Source organism: Nitrosomonas communis (assembly GCF_001007935.1).
GTDB classification, from domain to species: domain Bacteria; phylum Pseudomonadota; class Gammaproteobacteria; order Burkholderiales; family Nitrosomonadaceae; genus Nitrosomonas; species Nitrosomonas communis.
The window spans coordinates 524,083-550,832 of the sequence record NZ_CP011451.1; the positions used below are offsets into that span (position 1 = coordinate 524,083).

The 26,750-nt window shown below is 45.0% G+C and carries 25 protein-coding genes, 1 tRNA gene and 1 pseudogene; 13 read left to right on the forward strand and 14 right to left on the reverse strand.

The genetic code is table 11. The annotated features are described in order from the left end of the window. From AAW31_RS02320 to AAW31_RS02345, 6 genes are read left to right on the forward strand one after another with little or no spacing between them, the layout of a single operon-like run. Positions 1-963, forward strand: a complete 963-nt coding sequence (locus AAW31_RS02320) for a hypothetical protein (protein ID WP_046848998.1) — start codon at positions 1-3, stop codon at positions 961-963. Then, the gene (locus AAW31_RS02325) at positions 963-2,657 is read left to right on the forward strand and encodes a hypothetical protein (RefSeq protein ID WP_046848999.1); all 1,695 of its coding nucleotides are present in this window, start codon (positions 963-965) and stop codon (positions 2,655-2,657) included. The genes AAW31_RS02320 and AAW31_RS02325 overlap by 1 nt, the downstream gene beginning before the upstream one ends. After that, positions 2,654-3,451 carry a phage BR0599 family protein gene (locus AAW31_RS02330; protein ID WP_046849000.1) on the forward strand — a complete coding sequence of 266 codons (798 nt, stop codon included), beginning with the start codon at positions 2,654-2,656 and terminating at the stop codon, positions 3,449-3,451. Before AAW31_RS02325 ends, AAW31_RS02330 begins: the two co-directional genes overlap by 4 nt. Positions 3,452-3,462: 11 nt before the next feature. Continuing rightward, a complete protein-coding gene (locus tag AAW31_RS02335) occupies positions 3,463-3,693 on the forward strand; it encodes a hypothetical protein (RefSeq protein WP_046849001.1) in 231 nt (76 codons plus the stop codon). Beyond that, on the forward strand, positions 3,693-3,914 hold the full coding sequence (locus AAW31_RS02340; protein ID WP_046849002.1) for a hypothetical protein: 222 nt from the start codon (positions 3,693-3,695) through the stop codon (positions 3,912-3,914). The genes AAW31_RS02335 and AAW31_RS02340 overlap by 1 nt, the downstream gene beginning before the upstream one ends. Next, complete coding sequence (locus AAW31_RS02345; protein WP_046849003.1) at positions 3,911-6,091, forward strand: phage tail protein; 2,181 nt, start codon at positions 3,911-3,913, stop codon at positions 6,089-6,091. Before AAW31_RS02340 ends, AAW31_RS02345 begins: the two co-directional genes overlap by 4 nt. On the opposite strand, the gene AAW31_RS21085 is transcribed toward AAW31_RS02345, so the two are convergent. Beyond that, complete coding sequence (locus tag AAW31_RS21085) at positions 6,088-6,318, reverse strand: hypothetical protein (RefSeq protein WP_162488639.1); 231 nt, start codon at positions 6,316-6,318, stop codon at positions 6,088-6,090. The two genes, AAW31_RS02345 and AAW31_RS21085, sit on opposite strands and share 4 nt — an antisense overlap. On the opposite strand from AAW31_RS21085, the gene AAW31_RS02350 reads away from it, so the two are divergent. Next, positions 6,249-7,016, forward strand: a complete 768-nt coding sequence (locus tag AAW31_RS02350; RefSeq protein ID WP_046849004.1) for a DNA adenine methylase — start codon at positions 6,249-6,251, stop codon at positions 7,014-7,016. The genes AAW31_RS21085 and AAW31_RS02350 overlap by 70 nt on opposite strands. Here the strand turns inward: AAW31_RS02350 and AAW31_RS02355 are convergent. From AAW31_RS02355 to AAW31_RS02385, 8 genes are all read right to left on the reverse strand, one after another. After that, positions 7,013-7,210: a hypothetical protein gene (locus tag AAW31_RS02355; protein ID WP_046849005.1), complete on the reverse strand. Its 198-nt coding sequence runs from the start codon at positions 7,208-7,210 to the stop codon at positions 7,013-7,015. The genes AAW31_RS02350 and AAW31_RS02355 overlap by 4 nt on opposite strands. A gap of 51 nt (positions 7,211-7,261) precedes the next feature. Beyond that, positions 7,262-7,450: a hypothetical protein gene (locus AAW31_RS02360; protein WP_046849006.1), complete on the reverse strand. Its 189-nt coding sequence runs from the start codon at positions 7,448-7,450 to the stop codon at positions 7,262-7,264. 302 nt (positions 7,451-7,752) lie between these two features. Further along, on the reverse strand, positions 7,753-8,202 hold the full coding sequence (locus tag AAW31_RS02365) for a PAS domain-containing protein (protein ID WP_158441347.1): 450 nt from the start codon (positions 8,200-8,202) through the stop codon (positions 7,753-7,755). Then, positions 8,177-8,398 (reverse strand): hypothetical protein, encoded by a 222-nt coding sequence (locus tag AAW31_RS21090; protein ID WP_158441349.1) that lies wholly within the window; start codon positions 8,396-8,398, stop codon positions 8,177-8,179. The genes AAW31_RS02365 and AAW31_RS21090 overlap by 26 nt, the downstream gene beginning before the upstream one ends. Before the next feature lie 411 nt (positions 8,399-8,809). Beyond that, positions 8,810-8,885: transfer RNA gene (locus tag AAW31_RS02370), tRNA-Lys, on the reverse strand. A 294-nt stretch (positions 8,886-9,179) separates the two neighbouring features. Beyond that, positions 9,180-9,623 carry a dihydroneopterin triphosphate diphosphatase gene (gene nudB / locus AAW31_RS02375; RefSeq protein ID WP_046849007.1) on the reverse strand — a complete coding sequence of 148 codons (444 nt, stop codon included), beginning with the start codon at positions 9,621-9,623 and terminating at the stop codon, positions 9,180-9,182. 8 nt (positions 9,624-9,631) lie between these two features. After that, positions 9,632-11,422: an aspartate--tRNA ligase gene (gene aspS / locus AAW31_RS02380; protein ID WP_046849008.1), complete on the reverse strand. Its 1,791-nt coding sequence runs from the start codon at positions 11,420-11,422 to the stop codon at positions 9,632-9,634. Between the two features lie 142 nt (positions 11,423-11,564). Continuing rightward, positions 11,565-11,834 carry an FmdB family zinc ribbon protein gene (locus AAW31_RS02385; RefSeq protein ID WP_392390548.1) on the reverse strand — a complete coding sequence of 90 codons (270 nt, stop codon included), beginning with the start codon at positions 11,832-11,834 and terminating at the stop codon, positions 11,565-11,567. A gap of 545 nt (positions 11,835-12,379) precedes the next feature. On the opposite strand from AAW31_RS02385, the gene AAW31_RS02390 reads away from it, so the two are divergent. The 4 genes and pseudogenes from AAW31_RS02390 (at position 12,380) to AAW31_RS02405 (ending at position 18,040) form a co-directional block, all read left to right on the forward strand. Beyond that, on the forward strand, positions 12,380-12,574 hold the full coding sequence (locus AAW31_RS02390; protein WP_046849009.1) for a (2Fe-2S)-binding protein: 195 nt from the start codon (positions 12,380-12,382) through the stop codon (positions 12,572-12,574). Between the two features lie 41 nt (positions 12,575-12,615). Further along, a pseudogene (bfr, locus tag AAW31_RS02395) lies at positions 12,616-13,074 on the forward strand (bacterioferritin). A gap of 126 nt (positions 13,075-13,200) precedes the next feature. Continuing rightward, positions 13,201-15,672 (forward strand): TonB-dependent siderophore receptor, encoded by a 2,472-nt coding sequence (locus tag AAW31_RS02400; protein WP_082110318.1) that lies wholly within the window; start codon positions 13,201-13,203, stop codon positions 15,670-15,672. 385 nt (positions 15,673-16,057) lie between these two features. After that, positions 16,058-18,040, forward strand: coding sequence for a hypothetical protein (locus tag AAW31_RS02405; RefSeq protein ID WP_235264474.1), 1,983 nt, complete (start codon positions 16,058-16,060; stop codon positions 18,038-18,040). 293 nt (positions 18,041-18,333) lie between these two features. On the opposite strand, the gene recN is transcribed toward AAW31_RS02405, so the two are convergent. Both recN and AAW31_RS02415 read right to left on the reverse strand, forming a co-directional pair. After that, positions 18,334-20,013: a DNA repair protein RecN gene (recN, locus tag AAW31_RS02410; RefSeq protein WP_046851442.1), complete on the reverse strand. Its 1,680-nt coding sequence runs from the start codon at positions 20,011-20,013 to the stop codon at positions 18,334-18,336. A 9-nt stretch (positions 20,014-20,022) separates the two neighbouring features. Further along, complete coding sequence (locus AAW31_RS02415) at positions 20,023-20,910, reverse strand: NAD kinase (protein WP_046849011.1); 888 nt, start codon at positions 20,908-20,910, stop codon at positions 20,023-20,025. 172 nt (positions 20,911-21,082) lie between these two features. On the opposite strand from AAW31_RS02415, the gene hrcA reads away from it, so the two are divergent. Together hrcA and hemH are read left to right on the forward strand one after the other, a co-directional pair. Next, a complete protein-coding gene (hrcA, locus tag AAW31_RS02420; RefSeq protein ID WP_046849012.1) occupies positions 21,083-22,105 on the forward strand; it encodes a heat-inducible transcriptional repressor HrcA in 1,023 nt (340 codons plus the stop codon). A 54-nt stretch (positions 22,106-22,159) separates the two neighbouring features. Further along, positions 22,160-23,245: a ferrochelatase gene (gene hemH / locus AAW31_RS02425; RefSeq protein ID WP_046849013.1), complete on the forward strand. Its 1,086-nt coding sequence runs from the start codon at positions 22,160-22,162 to the stop codon at positions 23,243-23,245. Positions 23,246-23,312: 67 nt separating this feature from the next. Here the strand turns inward: hemH and dapE are convergent, their stop codons facing one another. The 3 genes from dapE to AAW31_RS02440 all read right to left on the reverse strand — a co-directional run bounded on the left by dapE (position 23,313) and on the right by AAW31_RS02440 (position 26,462). Further along, a complete protein-coding gene (gene dapE, locus AAW31_RS02430; protein WP_046849014.1) occupies positions 23,313-24,443 on the reverse strand; it encodes a succinyl-diaminopimelate desuccinylase in 1,131 nt (376 codons plus the stop codon). A 91-nt stretch (positions 24,444-24,534) separates the two neighbouring features. Then, positions 24,535-25,317, reverse strand: coding sequence for an ABC transporter ATP-binding protein (locus AAW31_RS02435; RefSeq protein ID WP_046849015.1), 783 nt, complete (start codon positions 25,315-25,317; stop codon positions 24,535-24,537). Beyond that, on the reverse strand, positions 25,317-26,462 hold the full coding sequence (locus tag AAW31_RS02440; protein ID WP_200899692.1) for an MlaE family ABC transporter permease: 1,146 nt from the start codon (positions 26,460-26,462) through the stop codon (positions 25,317-25,319). Before AAW31_RS02440 ends, AAW31_RS02435 begins: the two co-directional genes overlap by 1 nt. Positions 26,463-26,750: the final 288 nt, after the last annotated feature.

Genomic DNA, 26,750 nt, shown 5'->3' on the forward strand with positions numbered 1-26,750 from the left:
ATGGCTTATGAGACGGGTATTGCCACCTCCCTGTTCGATCTGCTGGACAAAATCCGGCTGTTCGCCATCACACAGGGCTTTACGCAGAATGAATTTACGGTGGTGGACAGCGCCACCAAGCGGTTATATATGCAAAAGGACACCGCCAATGGCGGCGGACTCACCTTTTACTTCGGCATCGAGGCTTTTGTTAGTTCAGGTGCTACTTCGACAGAATTACGAATCAGGGGAGCGACTGGCTATACCTCTGGTGCAGCGCTCAGCTCACAGCCGGGTGCACCCTCTATTAGTGCGGTCATAAACCGTGTCGGAAACGGGCCGTATGTCGCCTACCATCTGTTTTCCGATGCGGCAGGTGACTATGTGCATTGTGTTCTAGAATACTCGGCTGGTTTCTTTAGCCATCTGGTGTTTGGTCAGCTCGATAAATACGGCGTTTATGCTGGCGGCCATTATTGCGATGCCACTTATATCGGCACAAATGCCAATGACCATGACAATTACCTGAGCTCCTGGTCGCGCCCTCTGTTCGATAATTATGCTATATCTTCATCTTCCGCAGGTCATGTCAGCGCCAACCTGGAATTGAACATCTGGCGCATGTTCAGAGGTTCGACAGGAGATTCCTCCACCTTTGATGCTTATGGCAATGGCCGCTCAAGTTTGACTAACCGTTTATTGGTGGGCAGCCAGCCCAATAACTTGAATCTCGCCACACCCCTTATTCCGATTTATATTTTTACCGATATTGGCGGCCCTAACTCCGGCAACCGCGCCCCATTAGGCGTGGTCAAGGATTTGCGCCTGGTGTGGATGCAATCGTTTGCGGTCGGGCAAGAAGTGGCGCTAGGTTCGGATACTTGGAAGGTATTTCCAATCTACCGCAGGTCTAATTTGCAGAACACTAGCGACGATCTGCCCAATTCGTGGCAACTGGGTTATGCCTATAAGAAGGTGGCATAGTGGCGGTCATTAGCGGGATATTGGGAGCAGGTCTGCTAGTGCTGGTGGAACCGGCACCGCTGTCTATTTCGCTCGATCAACTGAATGCTCCGCAACAGTCGCCTGTAGCGCAGGCAGTCGTCCCGGCCTTGGTTGGCGTTATGATCGACCAATTACCGGTATCACCCGAACCCAAATCAGCGATCGCCGGAAAGTTTGCCGCTTCCTTCAAAGATGATTACTACAATCGTATCCATATTCAACCTGCATCCATCGATCTGGGTAATGTCATTTCGCAGAAGATCATCCAGGTGGAGGTATGGAATGCCTATTTTGCTGCCAATCTGCTCTCGTCAATTGATACCAATGCGGGCACCGGCATCAGCTTTACCGGGCCACAGCCAGAGCCTACCAGCTTCAACGCATTGGAGCCGCGCATTTACACATTGGCGGTGGAAGTAGCCGGGCCGCCACTCATCAACACCATCTATACGCTGAATTTTGCGGCAGAATCACCCACCTTGGTGGTGGTCGGACGACGGGTGATTCTGCTGTTCGCCGGAATCAACTGGGATAACGGAGTACTGGAGCGCTACTCGTTCCTGACCGATATCATCACGAGCTGGAATGGCAGCGAGCAGCGGGTGAAACTGCGCGCCACGCCCCGACGCGAGATCGAAGTACATTTGCAAGTATATGGGTTGGATTTTATGCGCAAACTGCAGAGCGCACTGTTTGGCTGGCAATCGAGAAGCTACCTGATTCCATTCTGGCCTGATTATTATTTATTAAGTGCTGAACTGCCCGCCGGTTCAACGGTTATCCCGAATATCTCCACAAGCGATTCAGAGTTTGTTACCGGCGGCGTGGCCTTGCTGTTTAATGCCATCGACAACAATGAATCGGTGCAATTGAAAGAGGTGCAATCCAGCCAGTTGATACTGGATCTTCCCACCCAGCAAACCTGGCCAGCCGGGACAAAAATCTATTCTGCCAAATTCGCCAGGATCGCGAGCCAACAAACGGTTACCCGCCCCACCCGCCATATGCTGGACATGCAGGCTAAATTCATCGTCGCCGACAATTCCGGTTTGACTGAGACAGAAGGCACGACGCTTTATAAAGGCTATCCCGTGCTGCTGGATATTCCCAACGAAGTAGAAGTATTGTCGGAAGATTTACTGCGCCCGCTGCTGGAATTCGATGCTGAGACTGTCAATCCGGTGGTGGATGATCCGATCGGCTACACCACGATTGTGCGCCGCATGGATTGGTTGCTGAAATCGCGCAAGGAGCGGGCTGATTTCAGGAAGTGGCTGTATGCCCGCGCAGGCCGCTGGAAGCCCTTCTGGATGCCCTCCTGGAACGAGGATTTCAAGCTTCAAAATACGCTGGCAGGCACCGATACCAAGCTGGTGGTCGAGTTTGCCTTCTATGAACGGTTCGTGCCAGCCACACCCATGCGCAATGCTTTAATGATCGAGCTGTTTAACGGTACCAAGATCTTCAAGGATATTCTGAGCGTGGATGAAATCTCTGAAACTGAAGAAAACGTGTTTATCGATAGCCCGGTCGGGTTCGATATTCAACCGCAGGATGTCAAGCGCATCAGCTATCTCAACCTATCCCGTCTCGATTCGGACATGGTGGAGATATTTCATGAAACCGACACGATTTCGCGTGTCAGTGCATTGATCAGGACGGTGATGCAATGACGCTCAGCGTTTTTGAAAAGAGCATCCATGACGCCCGCCCGCTGGAGCTGTATGAATTCTCTCACGGACTGCAAATCTTCACCTACACTTCCGGCGATGAGGTGGTGAGCTTTCAGTCGAGAACCTACACGCCAGCGGCTTTAACCCGCTCGGCCATCGGCTCATCGGCTGAAGTGAGCAAAATGAAGCTGGACATTGAGGTCACCCGCGATAATGATGTCGCCAAGCTCTTTATCCGCTCTCACCCTGGGCCGGTGAAATTGACAATCTACCGGGTGCACCGAGGCGATACCGATGTGGTAACGCAATGGATCGGGCGGGTGGTGAATGTGGAATTTAGCGGGCTGACTGCGAAAATCACCTGCGAGCCGATTTATACCTCGATAGAGCGCGCGGGCCTGCGCGGCATGTTCCAGCGGCTGTGCCGTCATGCCTTATATGATAGCGGCTGCACCCTGAATGCCGCTGCCTTTCGCGACACTGCCACTATCACATCCATCGTGGAATCAGCCATCACCGTGGTACCGATGAATCGGGCAAGCGGCTGGTATACCGGCGGCTATATCGAGGTGGGCGACGTAGAAAAGAAAATGATCCGCGATCATACCAATGATGTATTGACGCTGACCGGCATGACCGCATCGCTGAAAGTCGGTGTCACCATCAATCTATATGCTGGCTGTGCCCATGACCGCAATGCCTGTCTCAACAAATTCAATAATTTTGATAACTATGGCGGCTTTGAGTTTATCCCCAATGACATGGGGCCATTCAAGGGCGACCCGATCGAATAGGAGGAAATCACATGTGGTTTCAGATTATCGCTTTTGCTTTATCCGCCGTCTTGTCGGCGGTGTTTGCGCCCAAACCGCCCAAACCCGCTTCCAGTAACCTAGATGATTTCAATGTGCCTACAGTGTCGGAGGCCACACCCATTCCGGTGGTATTCGGCACGCGCTGGATCAACCAGGCGAATACGGTATGGTACGGCGACTTTAAAAAGACCGCGATCAAATCCAGTTCAGGCAAGAAGTGATGATGATTGACGGTGTGGATACCAGCAATCTCAGAATGACGATGCAGGATCTTGCGGAATGCAATCTGTGCGCGCGTGGCTCAAAGCGCTTCCTTGAGAAAAAAGGTATTTGTTTCCGCACTTTTCTGCAGGAAGGGTTGCCATTGGATACGGTGATTGCCTGGAATGACGGCTCCAGCAATAAAGTGGTCGAGCATATCTTGAGGAAGAATCGGCCATGAAAGGTAAATCTGTCACGATAGGCTGGCGCTATCATTTAGGGATTCACATGGTAGCCAGTCAAGGCCCAGTCGATGCCGTAACTGGCATCAAGGTAGGTGAAAGCATGCTATGGGAAGGTAATATCACGGCAAGCTCCACCCTGTCAGTCAATAAGCCTGAACTGTTTGGCGGCGACAAGAGTCAGGGTGGTGTTGTCGGTGATATTGATCTTGCTTTTGGTGAAGCGGCCCAGCCACCTAACGCTTATTTGCAAACCCAACAAGGCTCGCCCATCCCAGCTTACCGCGGCGTGATGTCCTTCATCCTCAAGCAAATCTATCTAGCAGCCAACAACCCCTACATCAAACCCTGGGCGTTTCGTGTGAAAAGAATTCCCGCCAAGACCTGGTACCCGGAAAAAGCGGATATCGGGGGCGACGCCAACCCAGCACACATCATTTACGAATGCTTGACCAGTGATCGCTGGGGGCTCGGCTACACCTCTGGCAATCTGGACGATGCCGCTTTCCGAGCGGCAGCAGATACATTGTATTCCGAGAATTTCGGTCTTTCGTTCGTGCTCGCCGAGCAAACGAGCGTGAAAGAGTTGATCAATACCGTGCTGAATCACATCGATGGTGCGCTTTATCTCGATCAAACCACTGGCAAGTTCACGCTTAAGCTGGTGAGAAATGATTTCGATCCCGCAAGCTTGCCTATTCTTGGGCCATCCAACATCGTGCGTATGGAGTCTTTTTCCAGACCGGGTATTGCCGATCTGGTCAATCAAGTGACGCTCATCTATCAGGAACGCGACTCGGATAAGAAGATTTCCGTTACCATTCAGGATCTGGGCATGATCGCCATGCAGCAAGGCGTGGTGCCCACCACCATTCAATACCTCGGCATTGCCAATGCCACCCTGGCCAACAATGTCGCTATGCGTGAACTCAAAACGCTCACCCAGCCATTGGCGAGGCTCAAGCTGATAGCCAACCGTGAATCGTTCGACCTAAAACCGGGAGGAGTATTCAAATTTACTTGGCCAGATCTAGGGATTGTGGAAATGGTTATGCGCATCACCACCATGGATTTCGGCACATTAAACGATGGCGAGGTGACCATCGATGCGGTTGAGGATGTATTCGTCAGCGTTCAATCCGTGTTTGCTGACCCGCCACTTACCTTATGGACTGATCCAATCTCGCTGCCTGTACCAGTAACCGATTACTTTCTGTTGACTGCGCCCTACTGGCTGATCGCAACCCAATTCTTAGGCGATAATCAAACAGCGATCGACAGCATCGATGTCACCAGTGCATTTCTGTTGGGTGGTGCCAAAAATCCAGGCTCAAGCGTATCCTCCTATGAATTCTGGACATCTACCAATAACGCAGACGACAGCAATGATCAGCCAGGCAGTCTCACATCCCTCTTCACGCCCACCGCCACGCTATCGGCAGCCATTACTGAGACCACCACGACATTAGCGCTAATAGGTGCGATCGACATTAACCAGGTAGCCAACAACACCATCGCTTTGATAGAAAGCGAGCTCATATATCTCACTGCTGCACCGTCAGCCTCAAGCGTAGCGGTAGTGCGTGGCATTTTGCACACCCTGCCCAAGGCCCACGCCGCGGGAAGCCGGATATGGTTCTTCCAGGATTTCTTCGGCCATTCGGAGGTGGAGTTTGCCAGCCAAATCACGATGTATGCGAAGTTTCTAACCGAAACGGGCAAGGGCGTATTGCCCAAAGCAAACGATACCTGGAGGGCTTTAACACTTAATCAAAGCTGGGGTGCACCCTACCCGCCGGGCCGGGTAACCATTAATAACGTGCTCAGGTCAACCAGCATAGCTGGCGTGAATACTGACGCCTCCATTGCATGGTACCACCGTGATCGTTCTGACACATCCGCCGTCAATATCGGCAATGACCAGTCGACCAACATCGGGCCGGAAGCAGGTAGCACCATCACGATTCGGGTCTATAGCCTCAAGGTGGGCGGCTCGCTCGTGAAAACCTATTCGGGCTTAACCGGCACAAGCTTTAACTACACCGCAGCTCAAGCGTTTATTGACAATGGCAATGTCGCCTTTACTGAACGCAGGCTGGAAATATTTTCTGTACGAGGAGGATTAAACAGCGTTGAGAAGCACGTCATTTCACTGGATTGGACAGTGAATGCTTAATCCGTATTAAAGAGGAAGCGACCAAAGCCATGCGGGAACATGGCCTGGCCGCCATAACCCACAGCTAGAACCTGTGAGCCATAGCCAAGGCTTCCTGCCACGTCGACGCGGCGGATAAAGCCTACCACATTTTTATCAATGAAAAAGGGCTTACAGCATGATAAAAGCAAACCCGGTTGTACCTTGGATCGGCGGAAAACGCCGCCTAGCCAAGCATATCCTGCCATTGTTTCCTGAGCACGAATGCTACGTGGAACCCTTTTGCGGGGCAGCAGCGCTGTATTTCATGAAAATACAAACGCATGTGGAAGTGCTCAATGACATCAATAGCGAGCTGGTCAACATGTACCGGGTGATCAAGCATCACCTGGATGAATTTACCAAGCAATTCAGGTGGGCGTTGACCAGCCGGGAGATGTACAAATGGCTGCAAATAACGCCAGTCGAAACACTCACCGATATCCAGCGCGCCGCCCGCTTCTATTATTTGCAGAAACTCGCTTTCGGCGGCAAGGTCACCAACCAGAACTTTGGTACCGCGACCACCACTGCACCCCGACTCAATTTGCTGCGTCTGGAAGAAGAATTAAGCCAGGCGCATTTACGTCTTTCGCAAACTTATATTGAGCACTTGGCATGGCAGGATTGTGTGCGCAAATATGACCGGGAACACACCTTATTTTATTGTGATCCTCCTTATTGGGGCACAGAAGGCTACGGTGTAGATTTTGGGCTGGAGCAGTATGTTCAGATAGCTGAACTGGCGAAAACGATCAAAGGCAAGATGATCATATCAGTCAGCGATATTCCGGAGATGCATGAAGCATTCAAAGAGTTGACGATGCAATCGGTGGCGATCAACTACACCGTGGGTGGACTGCAAGGGCGTGGACAACGCACCGAGCTGGTGATTCGTAACTTTTAACGATGAAGCAATTCGCGGGCTTTTTGAAAGCCAACCCACTTGCCGGATAAATCTAAGCCACGGTTGATCAGTTGATTCCTGGCCATTTCATTGAGGTCGATTTGGCCATTGGCGGCAGCGAGGATTAACTTGAGTGGGAGAACTTGAATTGAGAGTAATTCGTCTTCGGTGAGTGTCGTTTGTTCTGTGTTCATTTTAACCTCCTTGTTAAGATGAACACATTGACGCTCTACCCGTTAAAAGAGTCAAGCGGCTGTACCAAATAAGGCGAAAATTAGTACCAAATTGCGCGAGAATTTACAGTAGGTGATTCCTCCGTGACCCAGCTTTGCCGCCTCAACGGCAGCATAGCGGCGGCGGTCTTTTTCCGATAAGCTGTGATAAAAATTGCGCATTTGCGCTTCGACTTCCGGGGCATAGGTGGTTATCTTCATTGTCAGAACATAACCGAAATACTCTATCAGAGGCAACTTAATTTACAACTCAAAGCTCTGGAGTTATTGAATCCTCGTTCCTTACCGCATAAAATAGCAATGGGGTGGATGGGCTACGCCTCCCAATAGAAAAAAATCTCTTTTCTGTCATAATTCCCCCAAAATACACAGAAAAACACATTCCATCACAACAAATTCTGGATAGAAATCCGATTTATCCACTTGAAAAATGAATCTCCGGTAAATTCGCTCTTATTTTTGATGCTTGTGCAATATTCGGGTTAGCAAGCTTCCAACCACAGTCATGCAATAATATGCTGTAGTTTCATAACTAAGGTTGCCATCTCTATTATACTTTGCTCTGCCTTTTTGCGTTCAGTGATGTCCATGGATATGCCAATCAAACATACCGGTTTCCCGCATTTGTCATACAAAGGTTTCTTAGATGTGCGAACAAAGCGATTTTGTCCAAGAGAATAATTCCAAATTATTCCTTCAAACTCAATTTGATGAAAACTTCTAAATACTTCTTTATCTCTTTCGATAAATTGCTCCATTTGCTCTGATGGAAAGAATTGACTGCCGTCTGTTCCTTGTATATTTTTAAAATTTATACCCCATTGCAATTCACAAGCTTTGTTCATTGTCAATATTTTACTCTCGGCATCTTTTATAAAAATAGCTATAGGCAATAAATCTATTAATTCTTGAAATTCTAGTACGTCATCAGGAAAAGGGTAATGTGTAATCATTTTTACAAATCCATTCATTACATAGTTGCAACCCAGGTAAAAGTTTTATCCCTATTAAAGTAATATGTGAGCCAGAACGCATGCCAGCAATCCCCCTATCTGAAGCATGGAATAAGCTGGTTGACCCTTTCGCAATTACCCAATGAAGTCTTATTGTCCCTTCTAAAACTTTTTTATTCAGAATAAATGCAGCCATGAGCAGTATCGCCTGCCGTGGAACTAATAAGCAATCAAGGAGAGCAATTAATTCAACTTATAATTAAATAAATTACTTTAATTATTACGATATCTCAAATGAGCGGTAATAAATCGACATTAGTTTGCTAATTCCTAATTCTTAATTCCTTACTAGGAAAGTTACAGTAATTTGCAGACAAAATTACTCCTAGCAAGAAGCTATAAAATTTCAACAAAGTATATCAATTTGAAATACAAACATATTTCAGCATATTCACTTTATTAGTTTTGTGAAAACAGTGAAACTGGCGCTAACTGTAGAATGAACAACTTCATCCTAAGCAGACTAATAACGGCACGGTAACAGCACGTATTATATATGTTGAAATAACAAAGACTTAGGTAGAAATACCTAAGTCTTTGTTTCATCTGGTAGGTCGTGCGAGATTCGAACTCGCGACCAACGGATTAAAAGTCCGCTGCTCTACCAACTGAGCTAACGACCCAAAGCTCGCTATTATATCAATTCATTCAGCATTATAAAATACTTTATTACCTATAAAAGCAAAATAAAATGAAACAAAAATCAATTCTTGGACAGGTGAAGATTTTAGCCTTATAGCCTTATATTATAATCATGAAGATATCTTTTTTCTCTATGCGGGTTTACTCTGGAATATAACCGCAATTAATAAAGATAGTATCTCATAAACTCGACACCAACTCCCACTTTTTCCACTATGGAATGGAGCGCCCTCGTCTTATATCGAGTCTCTCCACCCCATATTAGTCACATGACATTATTGCCGACTCGATCCTAACAAGCGAATAGCTTCTGCATTACTCGAGGAAAATACTTTCTCAGAAGCTTCCTGCCAAGGTAACCAGATTGCCCTTAAGTGTTCGCGTGCAGCAATATAAACCGGTACGATTATGGGAAGCTTTAGTCCAAAGACATGCTCGGTATTGTGAGTGATACCTGGCTCATACCGCCAGCGCCATTCCATGAAAATTTCATACTGGTTTTCTATATGCCAGTCCGTCAGCTCATAGCATGTTGCATCGAGGCCGGTTTCTTCCTTGACCTCCCTCATAGCGGTTTGAAGCAGCGTTTCATCCGGGTCCTGACTACCGGTAACAGATTGCCAATACCCAGAATGATCTGCACGCTCGAGTAACAAAACCTGCAAATCGGCCGTATGAACGATAACCAAGACAGAGACAGGTTTTTTATAAGCAGGCACTGTTGAAATTAGTAGCTCCAGGAAATGACTTCTTTAGGATTACGCAGGCGAATATGCAGCTCCCGTAATTGCTTTTCTTCAACGATATTGGGTGCATGGGTTAGCAAGCACTGAGCACGCTGTGTTTTCGGAAAAGCAATCACATCACGTATCGACTCGGCACCTGTCATCATGGCAACAATACGATCAAGGCCAAATGCAATCCCGCCATGCGGTGGTGCGCCGTATTGCAGCGCATTTAGCAGGAAACCAAATTTTTCCCGCGCCTCACCCTCGGAGATATTCAGTGCATTAAATACTTTTGATTGCACATCCTGGCGATGGATGCGCACGGAACCCCCTCCAATTTCGACTCCATTTAATACCATATCGTAGGCTTTGGATAAGGCTTTGCCTGGTTCTGTCATGAGCAGATCTTCGTGACCATTGGCAGGCGAGGTAAACGGATGATGAAGCGCTTTCCAGCGATTTTCTTCCTCATCCCATTCGAACATCGGAAAATCGACTACCCATAATGGCTTCCACTCAGAATCAATCAATCCGCGCTCATGACCAATCTTGACCCGCAGCGCTCCCAATGCATCATTAACGATCTTCGCCTTGTCAGCACCAAAGAACACCAGATCACCCTCTTGCGCACCGCTGCGCTCCAACACAGCTTTTACGACTGGTTCAGGCAAGAATTTCAGGATGGGAGATTGCAATCCTTCCAATCCTTTTTCCAGGCTGTTGATCTTGATATAGGCCAACCCTTTTGCCCCATAAATAGCAACAAAATGAGTGTAATCGTCGATTTCCTTGCGCGATAATTCACACCCTTTTGGAATGCGCAGGGCAGCTACGCGCCCATCTGGTTTCTGGGCAGCATCCCGAAACACTTGAAAAGGGACATCCTGCATCAGGTCGGTCAGCTCAGTGAATACCAGGGGTATGCGTAAATCCGGTTTGTCGGAGCCATACCTGAACATGGCTTCTTCATGACTCAATCGCGGAAACGGACTGGGCAAATCGACACCGATTGCTTCACGGAACAAATTGCGAATCATCCCTTCCATCAGTACCATGATTTCATCTTCATTGAGAAAAGAAGTTTCGATATCAATCTGAGTAAATTCCGGTTGGCGATCCGCACGCAAGTCTTCATCACGAAAACAGCGAGTAATCTGGTAATAGCGATCAAATCCGGATACCATCAGAAGCTGCTTGAATAGCTGGGGAGATTGAGGAAGTGCAAAGAAATGACCATCATTGACGCGCGAAGGAACTAAATAGTCCCGTGCACCTTCAGGAGTTGATTTGGTCAGCATCGGTGTTTCTACATCGATGAATCCCTGCTGGTCAAGAAAGCAACGTACCGCCATGGTGACTTTATGACGCAAGCGCAGGTTTTTTTGCATGACGGGACGGCGCAGATCAAGAAAGCGATGCTCCAGACGTATCGCTTCACTCAAACTCTCCTCATCCATCTGGAAGGGTGGTGTAAGCGAAGGATTCAGAATTTCAATCGTGTCCACCAGCACTTCCACCTCGCCAGTTTGAAGGGCCAGATTGACTGTTCCTTCTGGGCGGGGACGTACTGTTCCAATTACTTTAAGCACAAATTCGTTACGAATTTTTTCTGCAATCTGAAAAGTATTCGCATTTTCTGGGTCACAGACAATCTGAACAATGCCTTCACGATCACGTAAATCAATAAAAATCACGCCCCCGTGATCGCGTCGGCGATGGACCCATCCATAAAGCGTAACAATTTGATTCAAATAGCGAGTATTAATGGTGCCGCAATAGTTAGTACGCATATTGTTTTGGTTTTATATAAGGAAAATTAGGAGCATCTACAAATTCAACGCGATTGCTAATGAAAAGACTTCAGTTTAATTGCAAATATCATTAAACGGCTAGCCATGTCCATGGAAATAATAATGTGATAATGCTGCCGCCTCATTCCGTTGTGGTAGCAGACGAGACTGTGCTTTCACTCTTAGTTTCTGATTTTGATTTCGTTTTAGTCTCCGACGCGGGTTTATTCTTAAAATCTGTAACATACCAGCCACTTCCCTTCAATTGAAAACCGGCAGCAGAAATCTGCTTAACATATTCACCACTTCCACATTCAGGGCAATTTTCGATAGGGGAATCACTCATTTTTTGTAAATGTTCTTTCTCTAAACCACACGAACGGCAAACATACTCATAAATAGGCATCATCATCTCCATTAATCTTTCAATGGAAAAAGCAATATTATACTTTAACCATTGTATTCAATTGTTTTTGAAATAAGGAAAATAGCTTTGCTCAGGGCACTCGCCACACCCTGCGTCAAAGAATATATATGTTGCAACACTTTTTTTAAAGTACTGAATAGCTTGAATAGACTTTAGCATCAACTCCCCTCATCCAACACTCTGCGCGATAGTGCAACAGCTATCAAGGTAAGGTGGCAGGTTTTACCATAATTCGTTCCATCTGAAAATGCTCTTCTATATCCATTGCAGTGTCTAACCCAAGAGACGACATAACTCGCGCTTAATTACGCCTCAGCATGCCTACTCATGCCTGTTTAGCTTCAGCGTAGCAATAATTTTTTGATATGCCGCGGCCAGACGGATTGCTGCGCAAAAACATATTGATTAGCACTACTTGCATTCTCTGCCAATATGAATATAATCACGAATAATTCTCATTAACGGTAATGTTTGCTGCTTTATATCCAGCAAAACAAGCGAGTCTAAACCAATCGATAAAGGCGTGTTTCATGTATATTTGTGTCTGCAAGGGAGTGACTGATCATGCAATTCGCGAAGCTGTCAGTCAAGGTGCTGAACGGATGCGTGATCTTAAAGCTAATCTCGGTATTACCGAGCAATGTGGCATTTGTGCCTGCCACGCAAAAAAGGTGCTTGAGCAAGCATTAATGCAAGAAATCCTGGCCCAACCCCCTGTCACCTAAAATCACTCATTCTTATGAGTCAACCGTCCAAGAAGACAACTATGGAAGGGAACGCTGAGATTATTAATTGGTTAAATCATCAGTTATTGCATCAGTTAACCGCGATTAATCAGTAATTTATTCATGCCCGGATGTACAAAAACTGGTGATTTAACCAACTCGGCGAGCATGAATATAACGAATAGATCGAGGATATGAAACACGCTGACAAACTCATTGAGCGTTTTTTATTTCTGGATGGATTACCCAATTTACAGGAACTGGAGAAGCTCTTGATTGGTAAATCACTCCAGGAATGCGTGACGTGTGATCTCACTCTGGAAAATACCTCATGACAAACGCTACTTGCTGCGATTGCTGCCTGTGAAACAGTTCAGGATTATGTTTCCCGGGAATTTTTTGAACATATTCTTGAAGATACTGAAGAACATATCGATTGGTTAGAAACACAATTAGATGTGATGCAAAAGGCTGGTATTCAGAACTGGCTACAAAGTTAAATGTAAATTTGCTCTATTGCTGGCATTCAATTTCCAGTAATTTGACTAGCAAGCTCTTGTCGAATATTCTCTCTGCTTCCCGTGCAAATCGATCTTCAATTTTGATTTATCGTATTAAAAATAATAATGTACACCTCCAGTTTTAAAAGCTTTATTACTCAACAGGAATGGAGCGATATTTTATTGCTAGCGCGAAGCGAATATAGCGGATATAAGAGCACACGATTTAATCGCTTTTATGTATATACGACATTATTATTTTCAATATTTATTACTATTTTTTTACCTGGTATTGTTTTTGCTGAATCGGCAGAAATTACAAAGCCTGTCACCCGCTCCTATAACATTCCAGCTGGTTCTCTGGAAAAGGCACTCAGTCAATTTTCAAGTCAATCAGGAGTAAAAATCTTTTTTGATGATGCTGTTATACAAGGCAAGACCACACAGGGTTTGGCAGGTAATTATGAAATCTCCGCAGCATTAGCTCAATTACTTAAAGGTACTGACTTGCAGCCAATATCGCATCCAGAAGGTTTTACCATAATCAAATTATCCACCGAGTCTGCGCTCAGTCCAGTTGTTACTACCCTCCCCTCGATCAAGATAACAGCCGGTCGCGAAACAAGTCGTTATATGGCTACCAGCAGCACCACAGCAACCAAGACTAACACTCTGCTACGCGATGTGCCTCAATCAATTTCTGTCGTTACAGAAAGTGCCATTAAAGATCAATCAATACGAAGTATAGCCGATGCTGTGCGCTATGTACCGGGTGTCGGAGTATCGCAAGGTGAGGGAAATCGCGATGCCGTAATATTTCGGGGCAATCGCTCAACTGGCGACTTTTTTGTCGATGGTATACGCGATGATGTTCAATATCTTCGTGATCTCTATAACATCGAACGAATTGAAGTATTGAAAGGACCCAATGGAATGATTTTTGGTCGTGGTGGTTCGGGTGGGGTCATCAACCGCGTAACAAAGCAAGCAGGCTGGGAACCCATTCGAGAATTCTTTTTCCAGGGAGGTTCTTATGGTCTAAAAAGAATGACCGCCGATATCAATCAGCCAATTCATGATCAAATTGCTTTACGGGTGAATGGTCTATTTGAAGACGCAGGAAGTTTTCGAGATGGAGTGGATTCAACTCGGCTAGGTATTTCTCCGACAGTGACTTTCAAACCTACTGATCGCACTAAAGTTGTTGTAAACATGGAACGATACTATGACGACCGCACCGCTGATCGTGGGATTCCTTCCTTCCAAGGCCGCCCGTTTGATGTTAAAAGTTCACAATTTTTTGGAGATCCAAGGCGAAGTGATTCCAGAGTTGATGTTTTATCTTTTAATTCGTTGATCGAGCATAAATTCGATTTTGGAGTAACCCTCCGTAATCGAACCAATTACGCTCAATTCGATAAGTTTTACCAGAATATATTTCCCGCTAGCCAAGTTTTTAATGGTTTAGTATCTATTGACGCTTATAGCGATGCAACTGACCGTAAGAATGTTTTCAATCAAACAGATTTCCTGTATTCGCTTGAAACAGGGCCTGTGGCACATACGCTGCTGGCGGGTATCGAAGTAGGACAACAGATCACTGATAATTTGCGGAAAGAAGCATTTTTCAACAATAATCCCAGACAAACCATTTTGCGTATTCCGGTCAGCAACCCCATTACAAATGACCCTATTACATTTGTCAATAGAGATGTTGATGCAAATAATCACAGTAAAGTTAATATCACATCATTTTACTTTCAAGATCAGATTGAATTCATCCCCCAGCTCCAGGCAATAGTCGGTGTGCGCTATGATTTATTTGAAACTGATTTTCGCGATAGAAATGGCAATCAAGATCATTTAGAAACCAAGGATGGCTTATTGTCACCAAGGTTTGGCCTGATCTATAAACCGATTGAACCTTTTTCCATTTATGCGAGCTTTAGTCGGGCATACGTACCACGAGCAGGAGAGCAACTAACCTCGTTGACTGTTACCACTGAGGTTCTTAAACCAGAAAAATTTACGAATTATGAAGCAGGGATAAAATGGGATATTCGTCCTGATCTTTCGTTAACGGCAGCAGCATATCGCATCGATCGAACCAATGTTATCACGATTGACCCCAATGATTCATCACGATCATTTTTAACTAAAGGGCAGCGTACTGAAGGTGTCGAAGTAGGCGTAAATGGTCAGCTTACCCCTAATTGGAGTGTGATGGGCGGTTATGCTTATCAAGATGGAGAAATCACTAGCGAGCAGGCCGGAGCACCGAAAGGAAACACAGTTGCTGAGCTTCCACACAATACTTTTTCCATTTGGAGTCGATACGATTTCATTCCCAGATTCGGTGCAGCAGTAGGCGTAATTTATCGTAGTAACATGTTTGCTTCAACTGATAATACAGTGGTTATTCCAGATTTTACACGCGTCGATGCAGCATTATTTGCTCGATTAAGTAAACAAGTACGCGCGCAACTCAATATCGAAAATTTATTTGATGTCAATTATTTTGCATCTGTTCAGAATAACAACAATATCATGCCCGGTTCCCCTATTGCAGTTCGTGCAGCTTTGATTGCTAATTTTTAGCTAAGTATCTGCAATAATTGCTATTAGCTTTTAGGAGTATACGAATTTAAAACTATATTTTTCAATATAAGTAATAATAGTTATTATTCGTATTATTATTAAGTTTTTCATTTTTTAAAAGGAGGTTTACATGAAGCTGATTCCAAGATTCATAATCATATTAAGCAGTTTCCTGATGCTATACGTAAGCGCAACAGTGCATGCCGCAACCACCTCTAATAAAGAGGCGATTGAAGCGGCAGCTGCTGCCTTCAAGACGATTGGTACCTTACGAAGAGAAACACCTATTAACGCAGATGCTATTGCAAGCGCTTATGCAGGCGCATTACAAACGCTTACGCAGGAAGTCGATACTACCAACCAATTGAGCCTGGATAGTGATATCTTGAGTGCAATTGAGGATATCAAAAAAAATAATGATCAAAAGCTGGCCGGTCAGGTCATTGACAAGACGTTACAACGAGTTTTTTACCAAACAGTGTTTAATCGTATTGCAACTATACGAGAGCAATTTAAAGAGGCAACACCTACTGCACTAAATCAAATGACAGATGAAGCGCTCGTATCGGCTCAAGCGCTTAGCTCAACTGCAGCAAGACCGAATCATGTTCTTACTACCGATAGACAGTCTTTAGTAGAAGGCACCAATTCAGGATTGGATATTGCTATAAATGAATCTTTTGAAAGGATTAGAAATACATTAAATAAAAATAACCCGGACGAAGACTTTGCTAACTTTGGCATTGAGCGCTACGCGACCAGAATGTCATTAGCGCGCGCCTATTACAATTCAGTTTTACGTGAAGTGGCAGGTGTTCTTAATAACAGAGACAGAGATCCGGAAACGACAGCCATTGAACAGAAAGAAGGCGAAATTTTCTATCGTATTATTGAATCACTTGTTGCGCGGGATAATCCAGTAGGTAACATGTTTATAAAAGCTCGGCTGACAGGCAATCCTTCCGAAATTACAGCAGATGAGATGGTAAGCGAGTTAAATAAAGGATTTATTGGCCGAGTAAAAGCTGAAATGAAAGGCCAAGAAGACAGTATTGGCAGAGATCGCGCCCAGGCGATGGCAGAAGCCGCAGGTACGCTTTATTTTGCTAATATCCTTTTGCCGGATCTGGAGCTACGTCTAGGCGCAGATGTACGTAGCAATTTTGAAAATGCATTAAATAATCTGCAAATTGCAAGCAGTGAAAACAGCGAGCCAAAATCAGCAGAAGCACGTCAAGCCATTTCCACGATTCTCACCAACTATGAGAATCAACTTAAGCTTACTAAATTTAATAAAACAAATGATACAAGTTTGATCATTGATGGCGCCGTTTCATCCTATCAAGCTATTGGTGAATTACGTAATCAAACGCCCATGAACGCCGATGCCATTGCTGCTGAATATGAAGGAGACTTACAGCAACTAACGCAAATAGTAGACGGCATCTATGGATTGTCGATGAATAACGACATATTAAATGCCATAGAAGTTATCAGAAGCGGAAATGAGACTGCATTAGCTGCGCAAGCCATTGATAAAACTTTACAACGCGTTTTTGCATTAACTGTCTATAACCGCATAACGTTAACGCTGGACGCTTTTGATAGCCTGCCAACCGATGCGCTGGAACTTGAGTGGGATCGGGCCTATGCTGCCTTTCTCGCAATTATTGGCACGGCAGGCAGAGAAAACAAGGTACTCACAGCTGATAAACTGGCCATCGAATCAGGCAGTAACCCTGATCTGGATGATCAAATAACATTAGCATTTATCAATGGGAAAGAAGCATTGGTTAAAAACAGCGCAGAGGATAAAACAAATCTTGCCCTCGCACGTGAAAATATCGTCGTCCCACTAGTCAGAAGTTTCTTAATTGGAGTGCTGCGTGAAGTGGAAGGCATTATTTCAGAAAGAGATAGAGATATTAATGAAGCAAGAGAAAAACAGATTGAGGGCGAATACTTTTATCGCATTGTGGAAGAGTTTATTTCACAAACCAATCCGAGTGGTAGTACTCGTATTAAATCTCAATTGACCGGAGATTTGGCTAATGTATCCGCAAACGAAATCGTAAGCGAAATCAGCAAAGGAATAATGGGTCAAGTTAAAAATAACTTAAGAGAGATTGAATCAACATTTCAGGCTGACAAGAATCAAGCTACGCTGGCAGCTGAAAGATTATCTCTGTATGCCAATATATTCCTTCCAGATTTAGCATTACGTTTAGGCTCATTAGAACGCGTAAAAATGGAAAACGCGCTGCAGGATTTAAAAGAAGCCATTAATCAGAATAAGGTGGATAAAGCAATTGATGCGAGAGAAACCATACTGTCTGTTATCGCAAATTATGAAAGCCAGTTAATTTAAATAATTGGCGCCCCACTTAATATGGAGCAAGGTGGGGTTTATTTTCTAAAATATGCAGAGCGGATCGAGCTATACTTAGATCCCGCTCTGTTTTTCGTTATTCCATTTCCAAATCAAACCTGACTTTGTCGGCTTCAACTTACTGTTTTATTTTTATACTGTCTGCGGCTCGCCTTCGCATTATGTTTGATTTAGAGATGGAATTGCCAAAGATGATGAGATTTTAATCCGCAGCGCCAAGAACATAGCTATAGCGCAGCAATAACGCTAACTGGCTAAATTAGCATGATTTCTTAAGACAACTGCTTATTTTGCTGTAACATTTCTGCAGCATGCTGGCGGGTCGTGGCAGTAATATTCACTCCCCCAAGCATACGCGCTATTTCCTCTACCCGCTCCTGCTCATCCAGTGAGCGGATAGCGCTAGACACCGGATTGTCTGCAAGCAACCCAGGCACTTTGACCACCTGCCAATGCTGATCTCCCATTGAGGCTACCTGAGCTAAATGGGTAATACAGAGTACCTGGCGCGTTTTGCCTAACTGCTTAAGAAGTGTGCCGACAATTTCAGCCACCCGCCCCCCGATTCCTACATCTACCTCATCAAATATCAGGGTTGGCGCTGCCCCTACCTGACTCGTAATGACTTGGATCGCTAGACTGATACGTGATAATTCGCCCCCTGACGCAACTCTTGCGAGCGGGCGTGGCGGTATCCCTTTATGTGGGGAAACTTGAAATTCAATCTGCTCAAGCCCATGCGCACTACCTTGATTATAAGGTACCAGCGTGATATCAAAACCACCTCCTGCCATTGCCAGCGTTTGCATCGCTTCAGTGACCTGATGTGCCAATGTTTCAGCCGCTTTGCGTCGTGCGATGCCAAGTGTCTGGGCAAGTTCTTCATAGGCTTTCTTTGCCGATGAAACGGCTTCACCCAGGCTGTCCCCATCAGTATTACGCCTCAGTTCCTGCAGGCGTTGCATTGTTCTCTGCAATAAATCAGGTATCTCCTCTGGCGAAAGGCGATATTTTCTAGCTAAGGCATGAATGGCTGCCATTCTCTCTTCGGTCATACGTAAACTTTGCGGATCAAGATTAAGTCGCTGTTGATAATGTTTCAATTCGTATACTGCTTCCTGTAACTGAACCTGGGCAGTTTCCACTAAATTATAAGGAGACTTAAGATCACTATCATAATCGAGCGAATGACGCAGGCGAGTGAGCACAGTATGCAGCTGTTCCAGCGCAGCAGATTCATTTTCAGATAATATCTCCAAACTGGATTCGACCGCTTCTAACAAATTTGCTGTATGCGACAAGCGATTATGATCAGCCTGTAATGTGTGCCACTCCTCTATCGAAAAATTCAGTGCAGAAAATTCCTGCAGCTGCCATTCCAGCTGCTCGCGCTCCTGTAAAAATAGAACCGCATTCTGCTCCCATTTAAGGTGTTGCTGATGTAATTGTTGCCAATGTTGAAAAGCTGCTGCGACCTCTTTGACTAACTCACTATTGCCAGCATAGCCATCAAGTAAGTCACGCTGAGTATCACTGCGTAACAAAGATTGATGTGCATGCTGCCCATGAATATCCACTAATTGATTACCAACGATACGAAGCTGCTGTAAGGTTACGGCATTACCATTGATATAACTGCGTGATCGCCCATGAGTGTCGATGATACGGCGAAGTATGCAAATATCAGCATCCGCCTGGAGATCATTTTCTCGCAACCATGCCTGCAGACTCAAATGATTGTCAATATCAAATTCAGCAATGATTTCTGCACGTTCACGGCCATGCCGAATCTGACTCACCTCACCACGTCCTCCCAGTGCAAGCATCAAGGCATCAATTAGAATGGATTTTCCTGCGCCTGTTTCACCAGTCAAAACTGTAAAGCCTGGTTTAAACGTCAGTTCAGCCAAATCAACAATCACAAAATCACGAATCGTTAAATGAATTAGCATGCCAATCAATTATAATTGATTTTTTTGAGGAATTTCACTCCAGCCCAGCTTTTCTCTTAGCATACGGTAATAACTATGATTGACCGCATGTAACAATTTGACTCTCTCGGAGAAGCATCGCACGATAATCCTGTCATGCTCACCCAGATCAAACCAGGAATGACTATCGGAGTATATTTTAGTTTCAGTGGTATAAAGCACCTTGATTTCGATCATGGCATCCGGCTCGACCACGATAGGACGATTACTCAAAGTATGGGGACATATTGGGACTAATTCAATCAAATCAAGGCAGGGATGTAAAATAGGCCCGCCTGAAGAGAGCGCATAGGCTGTTGATCCCGTGGGAGTGGCTACAATCAAGCCATCAGAGCGTAATGAATAGACATATTCACCATTGATGCGTACTTCAAATTCAACCATACCGGTGCTGATACCCCGATGCACCACCACATCATTAAATGCTAACGCTCTGAACACACTGACCTCATTGCGCAATACTTCTGCAGATAACAGCATGCGCTTTTCGATAACAAACTGCCCATCCAGCATGGCACTAAGCGTTTCCCTCATGGTGTCCACTGTCAAATCAGTCAGAAAACCGAGCCTTCCTTGATTAACCCCGACCAATGGCACATTAAATGGGGCAAGAATCCTCGCAATGTTAAGCATGGTGCCGTCTCCCCCTAATACGACGGCAAGGTCAGCCTGTGCACCAATCTCTTCCAATGTCAGCACTGGGTAATCAATTTTGCCAAGATGTGAGGCAGTCAATTGATCAAGGACTACTTCAAAATTCCGACTGATTAAATACTCTGCCAGACTCAATAGCGGTGCCAGGATTTCTGGATTCTTATGCTTACCGATTAATGCAATTTTATTGAAAAATGCGCTCATGGAAACAAATTTATATTTGAGATATCCAATGTCTTCAGAAAATATTTCGCATATTAACGCAGCGTATCTGAAAGGTAAAAGATTATTGCTGAAATAACACTCTGCTAAAGAAAGCTGGATTTTTCTTCCAGAATATACTCTCTAGCAAAGCTGTATCGTGTAGAATAAATACATGCTTAACGAACGTGCCAAAACCTTACTGAAGACACTTGTGGAACGCTATATTCATGAAGGCGAACCGGTAGGGTCACGTTCGCTTTCTAAATTCTCTGGATTAGATCTCAGTCCTGCTACTATCCGCAATGTCATGGTTGATCTTGAGGAAATGGGTTATGTTGCCAGCCCCCATACTTCAGCCGGCAGGATACCTACCGCTAAAGGTTACCGTTTTTTCGTTGATAGCTTGTTGGTTGTCCAATCATTAGATATTAAAGAGATGTCTCTCCTGGAAAACCAGATGCATCCCGATAACCCGTCAAGACTTATCAATGTGGCATCACAAATGCTCTCTGAATTAACCCGATTTGCAGGAATAGTGGTTACGCCCAAACGGTCAGGTGGCGCCGTATTTCGTTATATCGAGTTTATGGCATTGTCTGAAAAGCGTATTCTGCTGATTATGGTGACGCCAGAAGGCGACGTGCAGAACCGGATCATTTTTACTGAAACTTCTTATAATCAATCAGACTTGATCGAAGCAAGCAATTTTCTCAATCAGCATTATGCAGGCTGCGCACTGGAAGAAATTCGCAGCCGCCTACAGTTAGAGCTAAAGCAATTGCGCTACGATATGACAAGTCTCATGAGTACAGCCATTGAAATCAGTAGCGATGTCATTCGTGAAAGCAGTGAAGCAGTTGTATTAGCAGGCGAGCATAAACTGCTCGATGTTAAGGATCTCTCTGGCAACTTGACTAGTTTAAAAAAGCTTTTTGAGTTATTTGAGCGTAAAACTAAATTGCTACAGCTCATGGAACTGAGCCGCCAAGCTCATGGTGTAAAAATTTTCATCGGCGGAGAATCAGATGTCGCTGCATTGGATGAAGTCAGTGTAGTGACGGCCCCTTACGAAATTGAAGGGAAAGTGGTGGGTACTGTCGGCGTTATTGGTCCGAGGCGCATGGCTTACGAGCGTGTTATCCCGATCGTGAATATTACCGCCAGATTGCTCACAAGTGGGCTATCACAAAATTGACAGTATTATTTATGTGTCTTACCTGTTTAAGCAGAAATAAAACTAAATAAATCCATGTTACCTGAACCGCCCTACCAACACGGGACCTTAAGTAAAATTGGGGTGTTGCTGATTAATTTGGGAACACCTGACGCACCGACTGCAAAAGCGCTGAGACCTTATCTGAAACAGTTTCTCAGTAATTCAAGAGTCATCGAAATTCCTCGTTGGATCTGGTGGTTGATATTACATGGCATTATTCTTAATACGCGCCCAAGAAAATCAGCTGAAAAATATGCGCAAATCTGGATGCCGGAAGGGTCTCCGTTAAAAATTCATACTGAGCAGCAAGCCAGGCTATTAGCACGCGCTCTGGAAGAGCGCATTAAACCCGCTCCTATCGTTGAATATGCCATGAACATCGGTAATCCGTCTATCGCGCAGGTATTACAACATATGAAAGAGCGCGGTTGTGACCGCATCCTGGTCTTCCCACTTTTTCCACAATATGCTTCCAGCAGCAGCGGCTCAGCCATGGATAATCTTTTTTCGGAGCTGAAAAAGATGCGCAATATTCCGGCTGTTCGCACCGTCAAGCATTTTCATGATCATCCGGGCTATATTGCTGCACTCGCACAAAATATTCGTGATTATTGGGCTGAGCATGGTAAACCCGACAAGCTTATCCTTAGTTTTCATGGCGTACCGCGAAAAACGCTAGACAAAGGGGATCCTTATCACTGTGAATGTCAGAAAACAGGCAGGTTACTGGCAAAAGCGCTGGAACTCTATACAGAGCAATATCAAGTATGTTTCCAGTCGCGCTTCGGTAATGCAAAATGGCTAACACCCTATACTGCTGTGACTCTCAAGGAATTAGGCAAGTTAAAAACGCAACGCGTGGATGTTGTTTGTCCCGGTTTTGTTTCAGATTGCCTGGAGACACTGGAAGAAATCGCCATTGAAGGAAAAAAAACATTCATTGAAGCTGGGGGACAGGAATTTCATTTCATCCCCTGCCTCAATGAGCACCATGATTGGATCAAAGCGTTGAGCGAGATGACTTACACTCATCTGCAAGGCTGGCTGGGTTCAGAGCCCACTGAAGAAGAAACTGAACAATCACGCAATCTGGCACTGGAGATGGGCGCGATAGAATAAGTTGCCAAGAAAACCATGAATGAGCAACGTCTTATCATCTATAATTATTCACTCCCAGACAGTACAATTATTGCAATAATCGCTCCAACGTTAACCGGTAAATCTCCGATAATCGCTCTATATCTTCTATCTCCACATACTCGTTGAGTTTATGAATAGTGGCATTGCGCGGCCCAAACTCGACTACTTGAGGACAAATGCCAGCGATAAAACGGCCGTCGGAAGTGCCGCCAGTAGTGGAGAGCTCGGGTTCAATTGCTGTGACACTTTTAATCGCTGCGCTGAGTGCGTCAGCTAATTTTCCTTTTGGGGTGAGATAAGGTTTGCCGGAAAGCTCCCATGCTAAATCATAAGTCAGACCATGCCGATCAAGAATTTCATGAACCCGCTGCTTAAGTGACTCAACCGTGCTCGCGGTTGAGAAGCGGAAATTAAATAACAGGCTCACTTCGCCCGGGATAACGTTGGTAGCCCCTGTCCCACCATGGATATTGGAGATATGCCATGTCGTAGGTGGAAAATATTCATTGCCTTGATCCCATTCGGTCCGGGCCAGTTCCGCGATAGCAGGTGCAGCCAGATGAATAGGATTTTTGGCAAGATGGGGATAAGCAATATGACCTTGTATTCCTTTGATAATCAAATTTCCCGATAGCGAGCCACGTCGCCCATTCTTGATGGTATCGCCCAGTTTATCCGTACAAGTCGGTTCACCGACAATGCAATAATCTATCAACTCACTGCGCGCTTTCAGCACTTCAACCACCTTGACCGTGCCCTCTACGGCAACGCCCTCTTCATCTGAGGTGATCAATAATGCAATGGATCCCTTATGATTGGGATGGGTAGAGACAAAACGTTCTATGGCGGTCACAAAAGCGGCCAGAGAAGACTTCATATCCGCTGCTCCGCGCCCATACAGTTTATTGTCTCGAACAGTAGGTATAAACGGATCACTTTCCCATTGAGTCAATGGGCCAGTTGGCACGACATCGGTATGGCCTGCAAAGCAGACAACTGGCTGAACATCGCCCCGGCGCGCCCATAAATTGTCAACTTCGCCATAACGCAGGCTTTCAATGTTAAACCCGATTTGTTTCAGCCGACTGATTAATATTTCCTGGCAGCCATCGTCATTTGGTGTAAGTGAGCGACGGCCAATCAGCATCTGGGCAAGTGTCAATGTGTCAGAAGACATGAAATATTTCCTTGAATGAATAGCTTATAGTATTTAAAAATTCACACGAGCGATTTACCTGATACCTTTTTATATTTTGCTGATGCCCTGCTTAAGGGAGCGTTAATACATTTCGTAATACATTCCGACCACGCTCCCCAAGAAAGAATTCCTTGATAAAAGGGTGATCAATTTTTATGATGTCGGCCAATTCACCTACTGCAACAAGGCTCTGATCAGCCAGTACTGCGACACGCGTGGACAGCGCGGCCAACGTATCCAGGTCATGCGTGACCATGATGATCGTCAATGTAAGTTCCTTGCGTAATGTTTGAATGAGTTTGACAAAACTCTCGCTTAATGGCGGATCCAGACCCGCTGTAGGCTCATCCAAAAACAGCACTTCGGGATCCAATGCAAGTGCTCGTGCTAATGCAACACGTTTGATCATACCCCCTGAGAGTTCTGCTGGCATTTTGTTAGCATGCTGCGCTTCTACTTCAACCATATCAAGTTTTAACATGACTAAGTCGCGAATCATTTCTTCAGTCATACAGTGTAACTCGCGCATCGGCAGTGCAATATTGTCATATACATTCAGCGCACTAAAAAGTGCACCTTGCTGAAACAAAACGCCTGAGCGATTACGTAAGCTTCTCAATAATTCAAGGTCACAATCATATGTGGAGTGCCCAAGAATCTTAACACTCCCTTGCGCGGGAACTTCCAGGCTTAACATCTGGCGCAGCAAGGTGGTTTTACCACTCCCCGAGCCCCCAACCAATGACAATATTTCTCCCTGATATATCTTTAAGTTAATGTTTTTATGGATGACATGACTACCAAAGCGTGTATACAAGCCTTGTAGCTCTATAATAGGATCATTATTAATCATTAGCTCCTAATCTTAAGACCTACATTCGAGAAAATTACCGCAAATATCGCATCAATGAGGATAACTGCTGTGATGGAAGTCACTACGGAATTGGTCGTACCCTCGCCAAGGCTTTCAGTATTCGGTTTAATACGCAAACCAAAATGGCAAGCAATCAGGGCGATGGCCATGCCACAGACCACCCCTTTGCCCATCCCTATCCATAAATTTGCAACTGGAACAGCATCGGGTAAGTTACTTAATGCATATTTATAATTCAATCCTATTTGCAGATCAGCTGCCAGAATTCCTCCGAGCAGGGCAATCGCGCTGGTCCAAAGTACAACGAGCGGCATAGCGATGCCTAATCCAATGATTTTAGGTAAAACCAACCTTAAGCTATGCGGGATACCCATGACGGTCAGCGCATCCAATTCCTCTGTAACACGCATCACACCAAGCTGCGCTGTCATTGATGAACCAGAACGGCCAGCTACTAATATTGCAGCTAGCATTGGGCCCAGCTCACGAACGATACTCATCCCTAAGATATTGATAATAAACGTATCAGCGCCGTAGCTATGGAGTTGCTCAGAAGAAAGATAGCTCAGAACAATTCCGATAAGGAAACCCACCAGTGCGGTTATACTCAGTGCTTGCGCCCCTGTTCTGAATAAATTTGCAGAAATCTCTCGCAGTGGTATTTGATTAGGATGTTTAACGAGATAGAAAAGATTCAGTAATACCTGCCCCAATAACGTGATAATGCCAGTCAAATGATCCCAAAATAAAAAATAACGTTTACCCAGCGTCAAGATGGGCCAGAGAATGTCACGGCGTACGGGTTTAGGTGCAGGACGTGCTTTTTCCAGGTGAGCAAACAATCTTTCATGTTCAGGTCGTATCAATAAATTAGCTGGACGATGCATTTTCCAAGCACGCCAGATTAATACGGCACCCGCATGATCCATTTGCTGGATACTCGTCAGATCCCAGTGGAGATCTGATTGCGTTGCAAAATGAGTAAGCTTGGCACCCACTTTCTGTAGCTGTTGATCTAATGCTGCCAGCGTATAACTGCCCGTGAGTTTGATGCAGGATATATTTTGCTCGACAGTTATTTGATACCAAGGTGAAGTATCATCCATACGATTACTGGGCAGCATAATTTTCTTTTTTATAGTTATGAAGCATCACTATCTAGCAAAAACAGACGACACAAAATGTGTCAAGATGCAAACGATGAGTCATTATAGACCACCCTCAAGAGATAAACCTCATTATGATAATCAGGATCAATTAAAAATAGTGAGTACTTTTTTCTAGGGTGTAGATAAATTAATTTATACAATATTTAATATTGCCTACTTATTTCATTCCCTAATCAAAAAAACGACACGAAAGCGAGGCGCAGACAGTATAAAGAATACGGCAAAAAGTGCCCGACAAAATCA

Bases quoted from the DNA above. Each gene is read 5' to 3' on its own strand.
- AAW31_RS02335 (WP_046849001.1), top strand. From the start codon at position 3,463: ATGTGGTTTCAGATTATCGCTTTTGCTTTATCCGCCGTCTTGTCGGCG.
- AAW31_RS02400 (WP_082110318.1), top strand. From the start codon at position 13,201: ATGTACACCTCCAGTTTTAAAAGCTTTATTACTCAACAGGAATGGAGC.
- hemH (WP_046849013.1), top strand. From the start codon at position 22,160: ATGTTACCTGAACCGCCCTACCAACACGGGACCTTAAGTAAAATTGGG.
- AAW31_RS02440 (WP_200899692.1), bottom strand. From the start codon at position 26,462: ATGCTGCCCAGTAATCGTATGGATGATACTTCACCTTGGTATCAAATA.
- AAW31_RS02415 (WP_046849011.1), bottom strand. From the start codon at position 20,910: ATGAGCGCATTTTTCAATAAAATTGCATTAATCGGTAAGCATAAGAAT.
- AAW31_RS02320 (WP_046848998.1), top strand. From the start codon at position 1: ATGGCTTATGAGACGGGTATTGCCACCTCCCTGTTCGATCTGCTGGAC.
- dapE (WP_046849014.1), bottom strand. From the start codon at position 24,443: ATGTCTTCTGACACATTGACACTTGCCCAGATGCTGATTGGCCGTCGC.
- AAW31_RS02330 (WP_046849000.1), top strand. From the start codon at position 2,654: ATGACGCTCAGCGTTTTTGAAAAGAGCATCCATGACGCCCGCCCGCTG.
- AAW31_RS21085 (WP_162488639.1), bottom strand. From the start codon at position 6,318: ATGGCAGGATATGCTTGGCTAGGCGGCGTTTTCCGCCGATCCAAGGTA.
- recN (WP_046851442.1), bottom strand. From the start codon at position 20,013: ATGCTAATTCATTTAACGATTCGTGATTTTGTGATTGTTGATTTGGCT.
- AAW31_RS02355 (WP_046849005.1), bottom strand. From the start codon at position 7,210: ATGAACACAGAACAAACGACACTCACCGAAGACGAATTACTCTCAATT.
- aspS (WP_046849008.1), bottom strand. From the start codon at position 11,422: ATGCGTACTAACTATTGCGGCACCATTAATACTCGCTATTTGAATCAA.
- AAW31_RS02345 (WP_046849003.1), top strand. From the start codon at position 3,911: ATGAAAGGTAAATCTGTCACGATAGGCTGGCGCTATCATTTAGGGATT.
- AAW31_RS02435 (WP_046849015.1), bottom strand. From the start codon at position 25,317: ATGATTAATAATGATCCTATTATAGAGCTACAAGGCTTGTATACACGC.
- hrcA (WP_046849012.1), top strand. From the start codon at position 21,083: ATGCTTAACGAACGTGCCAAAACCTTACTGAAGACACTTGTGGAACGC.
- AAW31_RS02350 (WP_046849004.1), top strand. From the start codon at position 6,249: ATGATAAAAGCAAACCCGGTTGTACCTTGGATCGGCGGAAAACGCCGC.
- AAW31_RS02385 (WP_392390548.1), bottom strand. From the start codon at position 11,834: ATGATGATGCCTATTTATGAGTATGTTTGCCGTTCGTGTGGTTTAGAG.
- AAW31_RS21090 (WP_158441349.1), bottom strand. From the start codon at position 8,398: ATGGCTGCATTTATTCTGAATAAAAAAGTTTTAGAAGGGACAATAAGA.
- AAW31_RS02340 (WP_046849002.1), top strand. From the start codon at position 3,693: ATGATGATTGACGGTGTGGATACCAGCAATCTCAGAATGACGATGCAG.
- AAW31_RS02390 (WP_046849009.1), top strand. From the start codon at position 12,380: ATGTATATTTGTGTCTGCAAGGGAGTGACTGATCATGCAATTCGCGAA.
- AAW31_RS02365 (WP_158441347.1), bottom strand. From the start codon at position 8,202: ATGATTACACATTACCCTTTTCCTGATGACGTACTAGAATTTCAAGAA.
- AAW31_RS02360 (WP_046849006.1), bottom strand. From the start codon at position 7,450: ATGAAGATAACCACCTATGCCCCGGAAGTCGAAGCGCAAATGCGCAAT.